This is a genomic window from Actinomycetota bacterium (assembly GCA_035697485.1).
In the GTDB taxonomy this organism is placed as follows: domain Bacteria; phylum Actinomycetota; class UBA4738; order UBA4738; family HRBIN12; genus JAOUEA01.
Window position 1 is genome coordinate 51,811 of record DASSCU010000049.1, and the last position, 14,871, is coordinate 66,681.

Consider the following 14,871-nt stretch of genomic DNA (forward strand, 5'->3'; position numbering starts at 1 on the left):
GCCCCTTCATCATGCGTGGCCCAGTTCCTCCACGGGGCTCGTGGAAGCCAGCCGGTTCGAGACGACCGCCAGGAGCGTCGTCGAGATGCGCGGGCCTTCGTTCGCGATGCGCAAGAACTCCTCGCCGGGGATTCGATAGAGCTCCATGTCGGTCACCGCGGTGACGGAGGCGGTGCGAGGTCGCCGCTCGAGCAGGCCGATCTCGCCGAAGTAGTCGCCTGCCTCCAGGCTCGCGAGGGGCGCTGTGGCCCCGACCGTCGTGACCTCCGCGGTGCCGGACTCGATCGCGAACAGGTCGTCCGGTTCGTCGCCCTCTCGCACGACGACCGTGGCGGCCGGTACCTGCTCTCGCGTGGAGACGGCGGCTAGCGCCTCGAGGGTGGCCGGCGACGCCGTCTCGAAGAGGTCCAGCCGCTCGAGCAGGAAGACCGCCGGGGCGAGCTCGGCGACCCGCGCCGCGGCGATGCGATCCATCGAACGCGCTCGGGGCAGGGTGACCAGCGTGACCGCGAGCAACACGCCCCCGGCGAGGCCGGTAGCCCCCGCGAGCCCCAGCAGCTCGATCGTGATCGGCGCGACGACCGAACCGAGCGCGATCGCGCTTACGGTGAGGGCGCCGAGGATGCCGAAGACGCTGCCGACGCGTTCTGCCGGCACGACGCGTTGCAGGGTGGTCGTGGTCACGACGTCCGCGATGATCACGGCGGCGCCCTCGATCGCCAGCAGCAGGTAGGCGGCGGGGGGGAGGGTGACGACCGACAGCGTGGCGAGCGGGATGCCGGCGACGAATGTCGCGACCGTGAGGATGCCAGCCGTGTGGGCCCTCGACGCGAGCCTGGCCGCCGCAGCGGTGGCGAGGATGCCCCCGATGCCCGGCGCGGCGAACAGCAGGCCGGTCGCTTCGATGCCCATACCGAGCGACTCCTCCGAGATCGGTCCGAACAGCACGATCTCCTGGCCGAACGTGAAACTGAACGCCATCGTGAGGCCCACGAGGAGCACGGCCTCCTTCGATCCTCTGATCGCGCGGGCTCCGGCGACGATGCGCGACCGGAGCCCCGCCTCCACCTCCACGTCGCCGACCTTGCCTCGCACCTGCATCCGCCACACCAGCAGCGCGGAGATGAGGAACGTCAGGGCGTTGAGGGCGAACGCGACCGGTGGCGGCCCGAGCAGTAGCAGCACGGCCGAGAGCGCTGGGCCGAAGGCGATCGCGAAGTTGTCGATCGTGCCCGACAACGCGTTCGCGGCGGCGAGGTCCTCTTCGGGCACGATCGAAGGCGTGATCGCCGTGACCGCCGGGTAGTACGGGGCTGACAGGGTGTTGTTGACGAACGTGATCCCGATCAGGGCGATCACCGCGGCCGTGCTGGTCGACAGGGCGACCACGGTGAGGATCAGCATCAGCACCGCACGTGCCAGGTCGGAGGCGATCATGACCTTGCGTCGGTCGTATCGGTCGGCGATCGCCCCTCCCAGGGGCTCGAAGATCACGTACGGCAACAGTCGGACGACCCCCGACGCCGCCACCCATGCCGGCGAGCCGGTGACGTCGAGGATGTAGATGATGCTCGACGCGGCGTAGAGCCAGTTCCCGGAATCCGAGATCGCGAGGCTGCTCAGCAGCAGCCGGTAGTCGCGGTGGGAGAGGGCGGCGCGGAACGTCCCGCCCCGCGCCTCGTCGCCCATGACGGTGGGTTATCCGATGAGTCGCCCCGCCCTGTCAAGCGCGGTCCGTACACGCGTGACGACACAGGACTACGGTAGCGTCGCCACGCAACCCTCTGGCTGGAGCACCCGGCCCCCCCGTCCATACCCGCCGGATGGAGCATCGCCACTCGGTGCCGGCCGGCTCGCCCGCTCGTGTTCGGGACGGCGTCGTGGGACCTCTTCGACGTGACCAGGGATCTGCACGTCGAGGCCGCGGCCTAACCCGGAGGATCCTCGACTGGCCGGCCGGCTCCGCCGAGCCGGTCCGCGAGGCCCGCCGCGTAACCTGCCATCTTCGCGACGTCGGTGAACGCCATCAGGCCCGGCACGGCGACCGTGGTGATCGCGCGCTCGCGGGCGTCGCGCGCGCGCGCCCATCCGCGGCGCACCGGCGTCCGGGCGTACGCGACGGCCCCTGCCGCAGCGAGCACCCTCGGCCAAGTGCGCCGGGACGCGAGCGCCGCGCCGAGCCCGGCGTACACACCGAACCGGAGCGCGTGGCGCTCGGCGTGCATGCCCGCCTGGGCGTCGCCGCGCGCGTACCCGAAGTATTGGCGCCACGTGTCCGCGAGGCCCGATCGCAGGTGCCACCGCACGACGGCGTCGGGCGCGAACCGCATGTCCATGTCGAGCTCGCGCCATCGCTGGTCGACCCACATGTCCTCGCCGATCGCCAGCCACTCCGGGTAGCCGCCCACGGCGTCGATCGCCTCGCGCCGGAACGCCACCGACCGTGCGGACGGGTTGAACGTCGCAGGGTCGACGTCGCCGGCGTCGAGCGGAAGGTTCACTGCGGCCATGCACCGTTCGAACGTCGTCTCGAGCACGGGCTCGTACCAGCCCATCGACACGTCGGCGCCCGCCTCGATCGGGTCGACGATCGCCTCGAGCCATCTGGGGTCGAGCTCGCAATCCGCGTCGGTCGCGGCGACGATCTCGTGGGTCGCGGAGGCCAGCGCGACGTTCCTGCCGCGCGAGATGTTCGCGCCGGGCTCCACGAGCACGGTCACAGCCTCGCCTCGCGAGTAGGCCTCGGCCGTGCCGTCCGTCGATCCTCCGTCGACGACGATCACCTCGTCGGGGGCGCGCGTCTGCGCGGCGAGCGAGGCGAGGAAGCCGCCGGCCGACCCGGCGCAGTCCTTCACGGTGGAGATCAGCGTCACTTTCATCGGGAACCCCTCAGGAGCATCGTCACCTCGCGCCCGCCACGTGACGGTACACGCGCAACGTGGCCCGAGCGGTCTCCCGCCACGAGAACGCGGCTGCGCGCTCCGGGCCCTTGCGTCGGAGCTCGGCGCCGAGCACCGGGTCGTCGACCACCCGGCCCAGCGCGGTAGCGATCGCATCCTCGCTCCGTGGATCGACGAGCAGCGCCGCGTCGCCGGTCACCTCGGGGATCGACGTCGCGTCGGCCGCCACGGTCGGCACACCGCGGGCGAGGGCCTCGACGACCGGCAGGCCGAACCCCTCGTAGAGCGAGACGTAAGCGAACGCATCGGCTCCCCGATACAACGCGTCGAGGTCGCGCGCCCCGAGGTCACGGGTCCGCACGACCCGACCCGGCCCCTCGGCGGCGAGCGCCAACCGCAGCTCGTCGTCGAGCCAGCCGTCGGGACCGTTCAGCACGAGCGCATGGGGTCGCCCTTCGCCCGCCAGGCGCCGGTACGCCCGCACGAGCCGGGCCTGATTCTTCCTGGGCTCCAGGGTGCCCACCGAGAGCACGTAGGGCCTCGGCACCCCGAGCCGCTCGAGCGTCGCATCGACGGCGGGGTCCGGATCGACGGGCAGCGACGAGGCGAGCGGTGTGACGTGCACGCGGCCCGGGTCGACGCCCGAGTGCTCCCGCAGCTCGTCGGCCGTGAACGCCGATGGAACCACGACCGCGTCGGCGCGTCGGGCGACGGCGCGGAGTCCGGCCCGGTAGAGCATGCGCCAGTCCCGCGGGAACATCTCGGGATGGCGCACGAAGGCGAGGTCGTGCACCGTCACCACGAGCCGTTGGCCGCGCTGCTTCGGCGCGACGGCCACCGGGTTCGTTGCATGCACCACGGCGGCCCCAGCGATGCCGGCGGGCAGCGGGGGCCGGCCCATCAGGTCCCAGCGCGGGTAGAGCGCCCGGATCGGACGATCGACGATCGTGACGGGCGGCAACCGCTGGAGCCATGCGGCCGGCGGACCGCCGGCGGCGAACCGGGAGCGGAACGGCAGTAGCTCCAGCGTCGGGTCCTCGTCGAGCATCGCCGGCGCGAGCTCTCGCACGTAGGTGCCGATGCCGCCGGGCGCTGAGAACCACAGCTGGTCGATGTGGAAGGCGACCCTCACGTGTGGCCGCCGGTCCGGTACGCCTCGATGCACGCGCACCCGTCTGGACCGACCGTGGCCGCGTGCGAGGTGTCGGCCGGCAGGTCGAGGCGGTCGCCGGCGGTCAGGTCGACGTCGCCGTCGTCGGTGTGGAAGACGATCGACCCCTCGAGGCAGAAGAGCACCTTGTGCGTGCCGTGATCGTGTCGGCCGTAGCGGTCGCCGGGGGCGTTCCCCCACGAACGCGGCGCGTCGCAGCCGTCCTCCTGGAACGCCTCGAGCGCCTGCGCTCGGTCTGCGGTGCCGGGGGTCTTCGTCGCGCCCAGGTCCGTCTCCGTCGGGAAGGCTAGTCTGAATCAGACTAGCGGACGTCGCTGCGACCGTGCACCGTCGGCACACCCTTGCGCGCGAACGGCCCCTGCTGTCCGTGCCAGGGCTCGCGGGCGTAGCGGCGAGCCTGCAACGCCCCGAGCCCGATGGCGTCGATGCGGCCCTGCAGCACCCACGGCGCGGGCCGGGGACTCTCGGCCACGAAGTACCGCTCTAGCGCCATCAGGATCGCGCGCTCTTCCTCGGGGGTGATGTCCTCGGGAAGCTCGAACCGTCGCTCTCCCTCGTCGCGGATCGGCATCGGCGTCTCCTCTAGAGCGGGATGTTCCCGTGCTTGCGGGCGGGTACGCTCTCCCGTTTCGTCGCGAGCATGCGCAGCGCCTTGATCAAGCGGGTGCGTGTCTCGGCAGGCTCGATCACGTCGTCGATGAAGCCCCGCTCGGCAGCCGCGTACGGCGTCGAGAACTTGTCGCGGTACTCCTTGATCAGCTCGGCCTTCCTCGCCGAGGGGTCGGCCGCCTTCTCGATCTCCTTGCGGAACACGACGTTCACCGCGCCCTCGGCGCCCATCACCGCGATCTCGGCCGTGGGCCAGGCGAACGCGACGTCGCTGCGCAGGTGCTTGGAGTTCATCACGAGGTAGGCGCCGCCGTAGGCCTTGCGCGTGATCACGGTCATGCGCGGCACGGTCGCCTCGGCGTAGGCGTAGAGCAGCTTGGCACCGTGGCGGATGATGCCGTTGTACTCCTGGTTCGTGCCGGGCAGGAACCCAGGCACGTCGACCAGCGTGAGGATCGGGATGTTGAACGCGTCGCAGAACCGCACGAAGCGCGAGGCCTTCTCGCTCGCCTCGATGTCGAGCGTGCCCGCGTTCACCTTCGGCTGGTTCGCGATGACCCCGATGCTGCGCCCATCGAGTCGGGCGAACCCGATCACGACGTTCATCGCCCACAGCGGGAAGATCTCGAGGAACTCCCCGTCGTCGACGACGTAGCGGATCACCTCGTGCATGTCGTAGGGCTCCTTGGCCCGGTCAGGCACGACATGGGTGAGCGCGTCGGCCGAGCGGTTCGGATCGTCCGTCGGCGCGTACGCGGGCGGGTCCTCCAGGTTGTTCGACGGCAGGAAGCTGAGCAGGTAGCGCACGCGGTTCAACACGTCCTCGTCGTCTTCGCCGACGAAGGAGGCGACGCCCGACTTCGTCGCGTGCGTCATCGCGCCCCCGAGCTCTTCCATCGAGACGTCCTCGCCGGTGACGGTCTTGATGACGTCGGGGCCGGTGATGAACATGTGCGAGGTCTCGCGCACCATGAACGTGAAGTCGGTGATCGCGGGGGAGTAGACGGCGCCGCCGGCGCACGGCCCCATGATCACGCTGATCTGGGGGATCACGCCGCTGGCCCGCACGTTCCGCTCGAAGATGTAGCCGTACCCGGCGAGCGAGGCGGCGCCCTCCTGGATGCGCGCGCCGCCCGAGTCATTGATCGAGACGAACGGGGCGCCGGTCGACATCGCGAGGTCCATCACCTTGGTGACCTTCTGGGCCATGACCTCACCCATCGACCCGCCGAAGACCGTGAAGTCCTGACTCGCGACGAACACCTTGCGGCCGTCGACCGTGCCGTACCCGGTGATGATGCCGTCACCCGGGGGCCGCTTTCGGTCCATGCCGAAATCGTGGGCCCGGTGCACGGCGAACGGGTCGGTCTCGACGAAGGAGCCCTGGTCCATCAGCACGTCGAGCCGCTCGCGTGCCGTGAGCTTGCCCTTGTCATGTTGCTTCTTCGCCGCGTCGCGGCCGCCGGGCGTGCGTGCCGCTCGCTTCCGCTTGCGGAGTTCCTCGATGCGGTCCTCGACGGTCTTCGCGGGCTCGGCGCCGGTCGGCCGGTCGCCGGCGCCGCTTCCGGACCGTTCGTCGCGGGTGGTCACCATGCGGGGAGTCTAGTCGCGCGCGCTGAACGAGGCGTCAGCCGGAGGGCGCGGGAGGGTCGCGATCAGTCGCAGGCGCGGCCGCCCCACGGCCCCCATCCGATGTCCGGGTCGTGCGCCATGCGGACCGACACGATCGTGTTCGTGCGGCCGCTCAGGATGCGGCGAGACAGGCCCCACGAGCTCCTCGTGAAGGTGTCGTAGTTCCCGTCCCAGTAGTTCACGTGTTGCTGGTACAGCCCCTTGTTCATCCCGTCGCCGGATGCCGCCCACGGCAACAGGCCGCTCTCACGTCTGGCGATGCACAGGGCGACGGCCACGCCGCCGGGGACCTTCCACTTGTCCACCGCGCACCCGATCTGGTCGCGGGAGTGTTGGCGCACCGTCACGCCTTCCTTCCGATGGAAGTCGCACGGCCCAGGCGCGTGGTGGGCCGATGCTGCGGGGACGGCCGCGAGCACGACCCCGGCGGCGAGGGTCGCCACGACCGCGCGGGCGGTCCGGGTCGTCGCTCTCCCGATCATCCTGTCTCTTCCCCCCGGGGGTCGAGTACGTACGGCCACGCGTCACCGAGCGTTGGGAAGGAAGGGAGGTGCCGGCGACGGCACCCCGGCACCCTAGCATCGGGTCGGTGGGGGCGTCGACCACCCGGCCGAGGCGGACGTCGGTCCGCGCGATGATGGCATGATGCGGCCGTGCTCCACCTGCGGATCTTCGTGCCGCCCGAGAGAGCCGACGCCGCGATCGCGACGTTGCGCGCGGTCGACGGGCTGCACGACCTCGTGCATCTACCCCGGGCCGAGGTCGAGCACGGCGACGACCTCCTCACCGCCTCGGTCGAGCCGATCGTCGCGAACGAGGTCGTCGAACGGCTGCGCCGTCTCCGCATCGAACGTCCGGGCGCGGTCGCGCTCGTGCGTGAGGACCGCACCGAGGTGATGCCGGTCGAGGACGACCGGATCGGATACTGGGATGCGTCGGCCGACGCGATCGTCGTCGAGGAGGTCGTCGACGAGGCCCGCGAGAACGCGCGCCTGTCGTCGACGTACCTCGCGTACATGGCGGCCGCGGGAGCGGTGGCAGGCATCGGTGTCGGAGAGGATTCCTCGGTGCTGATCGTGGGCGCGATGGCGATCAGTCCCGACCTGCTCCCGCTCTCGGCGATCTGTGTGGGGCTCGTCGCGCACGAGCGGCGGACCGTGCTGGTCGGGGTGAGTACCTTGCTGGCCGGGCTCGCCGCCGCCGCGCTCGTCGCCGGGCTGCTCGTGCGGCTGGCCGACCTCGCAGACATCATCCAGGCAGATCTCGGGGACAACGTGCTCACCACGTTCGTCACCCAGCCGTCCCTCGCGACGGTGATCGTGGCGCTCGCCGCCGGCGTGGCCGCGATGCTCTCGATCGAACGCCAGGCCGCGTCGGCGGTCGGCGTGGCGATCTCGGTCACCACGATCCCGGCGGCGGCCGCGATCGGCGTCACGCTCGGCCTCGGGGACTGGGATCGGATGGTGGGCGCCGCGGTAGTACTCGCGGCCAACCTCCTGGCGCTCGCGGTCGCCGGTTCGCTCACGCTCTGGGTACAGCTCCATCGCGGGCACTCGATCGCCGGCAGGTCTGTCCGCGACGCGTCGCGGCGTCGATGACGAGTCCGCGAGCCCTCAGAGGTCGACCCTGCCCCCCGCTCGCCAGTAGACGCCGCCCTCCCGGTCGAGGAATCCCTCGTCGACCAGGTATCGGCGCAGCGCGGCATAGTCGTTGAAGAAGCGGCCCACGATCGCGTTGACCTGCTGCTCGTCGTAGTGGCGGCCGGGTTCGAACTCGAGCGCGATCCGCTCGAGCACGATGCGGCGCTTCGACTCCTTCGCGGGGATCTCGGTGAGCCGTCCGTTCCGGAAGAACGTGCGCAGCACGGTCTCCTCGTCGTCGGTCGCGGCGCCGAGGGCGAGGCCGGCGTCGCGCGGAGGTCCCACCTGCTCGGCCGCCCAGCGCAGGGTCTCGGGGTCCAGCCGGTACGTGTGGCGATCGTCGTTGACGCGCACGACCCCGGTCGCGGTGAGGCGGTTCAGGTGTTTGTGGACCCTCGCCAACGTGATGCCTGCGGCCGCCGCGAGCTCGTCGGCGGCGCGATCGCCGCCGGCCAGCATGCCGGCGATCGCCAGGCGCTGCGGGTCGGCGAGCGCCCGCAGGATCTCGTCGGGGGTCTCAGCCATGTCGGTCTCCCTGCATACCATGGCGCGGTGCAGCTCACCGATCCGCAGCGGCGCACCCTCGAGGGCCTGATCGGCACCGGCGACCGCCCGACGTTCCCCGCAGACCTCGCGCAGCGGCTCCGCGACCGCATCGAGAGCGCCGTCCGCGAGCTCGAGCTGGCCGAGCCGTTGTGGCTCGGCAAGGAGAAGCTCAACCAGCACCAGCGATGCGAGGGGCTGTTCCGGTCCGTGCTCGCCGGCGAGGCGCCGCCCTTCGCTCATTCGGCTCGCAGCGCTCACGGCGTGCTCCTGCACAAGGCGATCGAGGTCGAGGTCGGCGCTCGCGACGGCATGGATCCGCACGAGATCGCCCAGGTCGCCGTCGGCCGGGTGCTCGAGCGGGAGGAACGCTTCGGGGAGTACTGGCGCGAGCTCCCGGCCTCCGAGCAGGACGACGCGCTGATGGAGGTGGCGAGGCGGGTGACGTTGTTCCAGGGGTCGTTCCCGCCGCTCAAGCCGCTTCGTCGGGAACTCTCGCCGATCAGTGAACTGCGAGTGCGGGCCGAGCTGCTCGGCGGCGATCTCGTCCTCAGCGGTCAGATCGACCTCGTGCTGGGCACACCCGACCGGCTCGAGCCGAACCGCGCGACGCGGCTCGTCGTCGACCTGAAGACGGGGTCGGCGTTCCCGGAGTTCGCCGAGGACATGCGGTTCTACGCGCTCGTGATGACGCTGCGCTTCGGGGTGCCGCCCTACCGTGCGGCGTCGCTGTTCCTCGAGAGCGGCACGTGGCAGGCCGAGGACGTCACCGAGGAGCTCCTCGTGCACGCCGCCGACCGCGCGATCGCCGCGGTGCGCGCCGCCGCCGCTCTCTCGAACGGGCGCGAACCGGCGCTCACGCCCGGCGCCTACTGCGGCTGGTGCCCCCGGGTCACCGTCTGCCCGGTCGCCGAGCTGCCCTCGGCGGTGTAGCGGCCGACCCGCGGGGCGTCGCCCGCGGGCCGACGATAGGATGCGCGCACCCGTTCCCCGTAAGAACCGCTGACCGACGAACCGAGAAGGATGAGACCCATGGGCAAGGACCTGTACGCGCTCGGTGAGATCCCGCCGATCGGCGAGGTGCCGGCGCAGATGCACGCGCAACTGGTGCGCCCCGATCACTACGGCGAGCCCGAGCATGCGATCCGGAGCGAGGTGATCGACGTGCCCGATCTCGGGCCGCACGATGCCCTGGTGATGGTCATGGCCGCCGGCGTGAACTTCAACAACGTCTGGGCGGCCCGAGGTGTGCCGGTCGACGTGACGAAGACCCAGGCCCGCTGGGATGAGCCGACCGACTTCCACATCGTCGGATCCGATGCCTCTGGCGTCGTCTACGCCGTGGGCGACCGGGTGACCGACGTGCAGGTCGGCGATCGGGTCGTGGTGCACGCGGGGCAGTGGAACCTCGACGACCCGTGGGTGACGGCCGGCAAGGATCCCGGGCTCGCGGGCAGCTTCCGGGTGTGGGGATACGACACCTGCTGGGGCTCGTTCGCCCAATTCTGCAAGGTGCAGGCGCACCAATGCCTGCCGAAGGCCGACTTCCTCACGTGGGAGGAGGCCGCCGCGCCGACACTCACCGGTGCGACGGCCTACCGCATGCTGTTCGGCTGGCCGCCGCACACGGTCGAGCCCGGCGACGTGGTGCTGGTGTGGGGCGCGAGCGGGGGACTCGGGTCGCTGGCGGTGCAGCTCGTGGCCAACGCCGGCGGTCGCGCGGTCGCGGTCGTCAGCAGCGACGAGAAGGGCGAGTACGCGAAGGAACTCGGCGCGGTCGGATTCGTCAACCGCAAGGACTTCTCGCACTGGGGCGTGCCGCCGGCGTGGGACAGCGCGGAGTGGAAGGACTGGTTCGGGGGCGCGAAGGCGTTCGGCAAGGCGATCTGGGACGTGCTCGGCGAGAAGGCGTCGCCGCGCATCGTCTTCGACCACCCCGGCCAGGACACGATCCCGACGTCGATCTTCGTGGCCGACCGGGGCGGCATGGTGGTGATCTGCGCCGGCACGAGCGGCTACGACACGATGGTCGACGTGCGCTACCTCTGGACGATGCAGAAGCGCTACCAGGGGTCGCACCTGTTCAACGACGAGCAGGCGGCGGCCTTCAACCAGCTCGTGATCGACGGCAAGGTGACGACCACGCTGGGCTCGGTCTACCCGTACGATCAGGCTGGCCACGTGCACCAGCTGATGGGCGACGGGGCGCTGCCCGAGGGCAACGTGAGCGTGCTGATCAACGTCCCGCGGCAAGGCCTGACCGACCTTCCCTAGCGCCGGTCTCTCAGCGTTCCTGCACGAGCTCGACGAGCACGCCGCCCATCGAGCGCGGGTGCACGAATGCGATCAGTGTGCCGCGCGACCCCGGCCGGGGCTGCTCGTCGATCAGCTCGGCGCCTTCCCCGTGCAGGTGCGCGAGCGAGGCTGCGAGGTCGTCGACGCGGTAGGCGATGTGGTGCAGGCCCGGGCCGCGCCTGGCGAGCGATCGTCCGACGGGCGCGTCGGGTCCCAGCGCCCCCAGCAGCTGCACGAACGACGAGCCGACGGGGAACAGCACCTCCTCGACGCCCTGGTCCTCGACGCGCTCGCGATGCGAGGGCTCGACGCCGAGCAGGCGCCGGTACTCCTCGACCGCTGCGTCGAGGTCTGGCACGGCGATGCCCACGTGATCGATCTCGACGAGCTCGATCGTCACGAGCGGTGCCCGTCGTGGCGGCCGAGCGGCGGTTGCATGCGGGCGATCAGGTCGTGGGCCTCGGACACGTGGTAGGCGGGGAGGGTGAGCACGCGAGTCACCGCTGCCACGCCGAGGGCGCGCAGATCCGCCTCGGGTTTCCTGCCGCCCGACGTGACCGGAGCAGGGCCTAGCACGTAGAACTCGGCGAGCTCGAGGAACTGCACGAGCGATGGCACCAACCCGCCCCGCTCATACGCGTAGATCGTCTGGCGCGACGCGGGGCACCGCGGCGCGGCAGCGGCGATCTCGGCCGATCGGTATCCGGCGGCGCGGCGAACCTCCCGCAGCAGGGCGCCGATCACCGCGCGGTCGTCGTTGCTGATCGGCGGATGTTTCTTCCGGGCCACGAGCTGCACTGTAACGGCTTCCGACCTGGGACCCGGGTCCGATGCCACGACCGGCGATGGGCCTTCTGGGCCGAAGGACCGATGCCCGGGGGAGGCTACCCGGCGTAGGGTGGACCCCTCGGGGCGTGTCACCGAGGGGGACCGAGTCCACGCGAGCGTGAGGAGCTGCCCGTTGTCGAACAAGGAACCGGCCGACGCCACGACCCTGCTGGAAGGGTCGATGCTCCTGCAGAAGGGTCGCGCCGACGTCTTCCGTCAGCGCGAGCGCACGAAACTCAAGCGGGTCGTGCGGGCGATCGTCATCGTCTTCCTCGTCGACTGGTACCTGTTCCGCCGCTACTCGAGCGGCAATCCGCTCACGCTGCCGTCGCTGCCCGACGGATGGGTCTTCCTGCTGTTCCCGCTGCTGATCCTGATCCCCGTGATGATCATGGTGGCCCTGCCCCTGATCAACGGGAAGTCGCCGCACATCACGGTCTATCCCGAGCAGGTGGAATCGGCCCTCACGGACATCAAGGGGCTCGACACCCAGGTCGACGAGGTCGTGCGGTCGCTCGACGTCTTCCTCGGCTACGCCACGTTCAGGGACGAGCTCGGTGGCACGCCCCGGCGGGGCATCCTGTTCGAGGGCCCGCCGGGCACCGGCAAGACCTACCTGGCCAAGGCGATGGCCAAGCAGGCGGGGGTGCCGTTCCTGTTCATCTCGGCGCCGGCGTTCCAGTCGATGTGGCAGGGCATGACCGCCTACCGCATCCGTTCGTTCTTCAAGGCCCTCCGTAAGGCCGCGCGCAAGGAAGGGGGTGCGATCGGGTTCATCGAGGAGATCGACGCGATCGGCATGGCGCGGGGCGGCGTGAGCAAGGCGGCACCCGAGGGTGGCATGGCTCGAACCGCCGAGGCGTTCATGGGTTCGGGCGACGGCGGCTCGATGGTGAACGAGCTCCTGATCCAGCTGCAGTCGTTCGACCAGCCGCCGCTGCGCAAGCGGATGCGGGCCCGCATGATCGGATGGATCAACGCGTACCTGCCGAGCGACCGGCAGCTCACCCCGATCAAGTCCGAGTACCACAACATCCTGCTGATCGCGGCGACCAACCGCGGCGACGCCCTCGACCCGGCGCTCGTGCGTCCCGGTCGGTTCGACCGCCGGCTCTACTTCGACGTGCCAACGAAGCAGGGCCGGCTCGACCTGATCGATTACTTCCTCGATCGCAAGCGTCATCACGAACAGCTCGACGACCGCTCGATGCGGGAACGCATCGCGTACGAGACGTTCGGATACACGCCCGTGATGATCGAGCACCTCTTCGACGAAGGCCTGCTCGTGGCCCTGCGCGAGGGTCGGCGCGACATGAACTTCGACGACGTGCTCGAGGCGAAGTTCAACGAGGAGATCGGCTTGAAGCAGCCGGTCGTCTACACCGAGCAGGACCGCGAGGCCGTGGCCACCCACGAGGCGGGTCACGCCACGGTCGCTTACTTCGTGGGACAGAACCGGCGCCTCGAGGTGCTGTCGATCATCAAGCGCCGGGCGTCGCTCGGCCTGCTCGCCCACGGCGACTCCGAGGAGCGCTTCACCCGCACGCGCACCGAGATCGAGGCCGGCATCGCGATCGCCCTCGGGGGTCTCGTGGCCGAAGAGCTCTGCATCGGCGACACGGGCACCGGCCCCGCGGCCGACCTCGCGCACGCCACCACGCTCGCGGCCAACATGGTTGGGTCGTTCGGCATGGCGGGCTCGCTGATCTCGTTCGATGCGATCACCGACGGGCCGATCGGTGGCCCGAACCTGGTGGGCAAGGTGCTCGCCGACAAGGAAGGCCGCCAGAGGGTCGAGGACATCCTCGAGCAGCAGCGCCAGCGCGTGCGCGAGGTGCTGGAGCTGAACGCCGACGTGCACGCCGCCCTGCGCGACGCCCTGATCGCCCGCGACGAACTCGTGCGCGACGAGATCCTCCAGGTGATCGAGAAGGCGCTCGCAGCGCGTCCCTGACCGTCGCCGTCGACCGGGCAACCACGGGCGGGTGGCTACACTCACCGCATGACGACGTCGGTGATCGTGGCGGGTGCGCGAACGCCCATCGGACGGTTCAATGGCTCCCTCGCCGGGTTCCGCGCGGTCGACCTCGGCGCGATCGCGATCCGCGAAGCGCTCGGCCGTGCCGGGGTGGCGCCTGATGCGATCGAGTACACGATCATGGGCCACGTGCTGCAGGCGGGGCAGGGACAGATCACCGCACGGCAAGCGGCGGTGGCGGCGGGCATCCCGATCGAGACGCCCGCCATCACGATCAACAAGGTCTGCCTGTCGGGCACGTCGGCGGTCGCGATGGCCGACCAGATGATCCGTGCCGGGGAGCTGGAGGTCGTCGTCGCCGGCGGCATGGAATCGATGACGAACGCCCCGTTCGTGCTGCCGAAGGCTCGCGCCGGCGCGCGGCTGGGGCACTCTCCGATGCTCGACACGATGATCCACGACGGCCTGTGGTGCGCGTTCGACGACCGGCACATGGGGGAGGGTACCGACGCGATCAACGGCGAGCTCGGGCTCACCCGAGAGGAACAGGACGCGTGGGCGGCGCGTTCACACGCCCGGGCCCACGACGCCTGGGAAGCGGGCCGGCTTGCCGAGGAGGTCGTCGCCGTCGATGCGCCGCGGCGCAGGGGCGACCAACTCCGGATCGAGCGTGACGAGGGCATCCGAGCCGACACGACGGTCGAGGGGTTGGCCGGCCTGCGCCCGGCGTTCTCCGACGACGGCACGGTGACGGCCGGCAACGCGTCGCAGATCTCCGACGGCGCGGCGGCGCTCGTCGTGATGAGCCAAGCTCGGGCGGAGCAGCTCGGACTGCAGCCGATCGCGGAGATCGTCGCCTTCGGCATGTCGGCGGACCGGTACGCATCGCTGCAGACCGTGCCCGCCCTCGCGCTCGAGAGGGCGATGAAGAAGGCCGGCGTCGTGGCCTCCGACCTCGGCGTGGTCGAGGTGAACGAGGCGTTCGCGGCGGTGGCCGTGCACGCGAGCCGCATGCTCGACGTCGAGCAGTCGATCGTGAACGTCAACGGTGGCGCGGTGGCGCTCGGCCACCCGATCGGTGCGAGCGGGGCCCGCCTGGTGCTGACTGCCGCGATGGAGATGCGCAGGCGAGGAACCGACCTCGGGGCGGTGGCGATTTGTGGCGGCGGCGGCCAGGGCGACGCCCTCGTGCTGCGCCGGCGCTGACCGGCGACCTCCGACGCTCCACGCCGAACGGTCGCCGGGGCGCCCCCTCGCCGCCCCGCCGACCCGGCC

At 70.8% G+C, this 14,871-nt stretch carries 15 protein-coding genes; 5 read left to right on the plus strand and 10 right to left on the minus strand.

Going from position 1 to position 14,871, the window contains the following annotated elements:
* Positions 1–9: 9 nt before the first annotated feature.
* The 7 genes from VFI59_12515 to VFI59_12545 form a co-directional block, all read right to left on the minus strand.
* On the minus strand, positions 10–1,689 hold the full coding sequence (locus tag VFI59_12515) for an MFS transporter (protein ID HET6714519.1): 1,680 nt from the start codon (positions 1,687–1,689) through the stop codon (positions 10–12).
* A gap of 239 nt (positions 1,690–1,928) precedes the next feature.
* Positions 1,929–2,879, minus strand: a complete 951-nt coding sequence (locus VFI59_12520; protein ID HET6714520.1) for a glycosyltransferase — start codon at positions 2,877–2,879, stop codon at positions 1,929–1,931.
* A gap of 22 nt (positions 2,880–2,901) precedes the next feature.
* Positions 2,902–4,032: a glycosyltransferase family 1 protein gene (locus tag VFI59_12525; protein ID HET6714521.1), complete on the minus strand. Its 1,131-nt coding sequence runs from the start codon at positions 4,030–4,032 to the stop codon at positions 2,902–2,904.
* Entirely contained in the window at positions 4,029–4,337 is a 309-nt protein-coding gene (locus VFI59_12530; protein HET6714522.1) for an AraC family ligand binding domain-containing protein, read from the minus strand. The genes VFI59_12525 and VFI59_12530 overlap by 4 nt, the downstream gene beginning before the upstream one ends.
* A gap of 35 nt (positions 4,338–4,372) precedes the next feature.
* On the minus strand, positions 4,373–4,642 hold the full coding sequence (locus tag VFI59_12535; GenBank protein HET6714523.1) for a hypothetical protein: 270 nt from the start codon (positions 4,640–4,642) through the stop codon (positions 4,373–4,375).
* An 11-nt stretch (positions 4,643–4,653) separates the two neighbouring features.
* The gene (locus VFI59_12540; protein HET6714524.1) at positions 4,654–6,273 is read right to left on the minus strand and encodes an acyl-CoA carboxylase subunit beta; all 1,620 of its coding nucleotides are present in this window, start codon (positions 6,271–6,273) and stop codon (positions 4,654–4,656) included.
* Positions 6,274–6,335: 62 nt separating this feature from the next.
* Entirely contained in the window at positions 6,336–6,794 is a 459-nt protein-coding gene (locus VFI59_12545) for a hypothetical protein (protein ID HET6714525.1), read from the minus strand.
* A gap of 171 nt (positions 6,795–6,965) precedes the next feature.
* On the opposite strand from VFI59_12545, the gene VFI59_12550 reads away from it, so the two are divergent.
* Complete coding sequence (locus tag VFI59_12550; GenBank protein ID HET6714526.1) at positions 6,966–7,910, plus strand: DUF389 domain-containing protein; 945 nt, start codon at positions 6,966–6,968, stop codon at positions 7,908–7,910.
* A gap of 15 nt (positions 7,911–7,925) precedes the next feature.
* On the opposite strand, the gene VFI59_12555 is transcribed toward VFI59_12550, so the two are convergent.
* Entirely contained in the window at positions 7,926–8,477 is a 552-nt protein-coding gene (locus tag VFI59_12555; protein ID HET6714527.1) for a DUF2087 domain-containing protein, read from the minus strand.
* A 27-nt stretch (positions 8,478–8,504) separates the two neighbouring features.
* On the opposite strand from VFI59_12555, the gene VFI59_12560 reads away from it, so the two are divergent.
* Together VFI59_12560 and ccrA are read left to right on the plus strand one after the other, a co-directional pair.
* Positions 8,505–9,428 (plus strand): PD-(D/E)XK nuclease family protein, encoded by a 924-nt coding sequence (locus VFI59_12560; GenBank protein ID HET6714528.1) that lies wholly within the window; start codon positions 8,505–8,507, stop codon positions 9,426–9,428.
* A gap of 99 nt (positions 9,429–9,527) precedes the next feature.
* Complete coding sequence (gene ccrA, locus VFI59_12565) at positions 9,528–10,769, plus strand: crotonyl-CoA carboxylase/reductase (protein ID HET6714529.1); 1,242 nt, start codon at positions 9,528–9,530, stop codon at positions 10,767–10,769.
* Between the two features lie 10 nt (positions 10,770–10,779).
* On the opposite strand, the gene mce is transcribed toward ccrA, so the two are convergent.
* Positions 10,780–11,190: a methylmalonyl-CoA epimerase gene (mce, locus tag VFI59_12570; protein ID HET6714530.1), complete on the minus strand. Its 411-nt coding sequence runs from the start codon at positions 11,188–11,190 to the stop codon at positions 10,780–10,782.
* Positions 11,187–11,579 (minus strand): helix-turn-helix domain-containing protein, encoded by a 393-nt coding sequence (locus VFI59_12575; protein ID HET6714531.1) that lies wholly within the window; start codon positions 11,577–11,579, stop codon positions 11,187–11,189. The genes mce and VFI59_12575 overlap by 4 nt, the downstream gene beginning before the upstream one ends.
* Before the next feature lie 172 nt (positions 11,580–11,751).
* On the opposite strand from VFI59_12575, the gene VFI59_12580 reads away from it, so the two are divergent.
* Together VFI59_12580 and VFI59_12585 are read left to right on the plus strand one after the other, a co-directional pair.
* Complete coding sequence (locus VFI59_12580) at positions 11,752–13,572, plus strand: AAA family ATPase (GenBank protein HET6714532.1); 1,821 nt, start codon at positions 11,752–11,754, stop codon at positions 13,570–13,572.
* Between the two features lie 48 nt (positions 13,573–13,620).
* Positions 13,621–14,802 (plus strand): acetyl-CoA C-acetyltransferase, encoded by a 1,182-nt coding sequence (locus VFI59_12585; protein ID HET6714533.1) that lies wholly within the window; start codon positions 13,621–13,623, stop codon positions 14,800–14,802.
* Positions 14,803–14,871 lie beyond the last annotated feature (69 nt).

Bases quoted from the DNA above. Each gene is read 5' to 3' on its own strand.
- VFI59_12515 (HET6714519.1), bottom strand. From the start codon at position 1,689: ATGGGCGACGAGGCGCGGGGCGGGACGTTCCGCGCCGCCCTCTCCCAC.
- VFI59_12520 (HET6714520.1), bottom strand. From the start codon at position 2,879: ATGAAAGTGACGCTGATCTCCACCGTGAAGGACTGCGCCGGGTCGGCC.
- VFI59_12535 (HET6714523.1), bottom strand. From the start codon at position 4,642: ATGCCGATCCGCGACGAGGGAGAGCGACGGTTCGAGCTTCCCGAGGAC.
- VFI59_12540 (HET6714524.1), bottom strand. From the start codon at position 6,273: ATGGTGACCACCCGCGACGAACGGTCCGGAAGCGGCGCCGGCGACCGG.
- VFI59_12545 (HET6714525.1), bottom strand. From the start codon at position 6,794: ATGATCGGGAGAGCGACGACCCGGACCGCCCGCGCGGTCGTGGCGACC.
- VFI59_12555 (HET6714527.1), bottom strand. From the start codon at position 8,477: ATGGCTGAGACCCCCGACGAGATCCTGCGGGCGCTCGCCGACCCGCAG.
- ccrA (HET6714529.1), top strand. From the start codon at position 9,528: ATGGGCAAGGACCTGTACGCGCTCGGTGAGATCCCGCCGATCGGCGAG.
- VFI59_12585 (HET6714533.1), top strand. From the start codon at position 13,621: ATGACGACGTCGGTGATCGTGGCGGGTGCGCGAACGCCCATCGGACGG.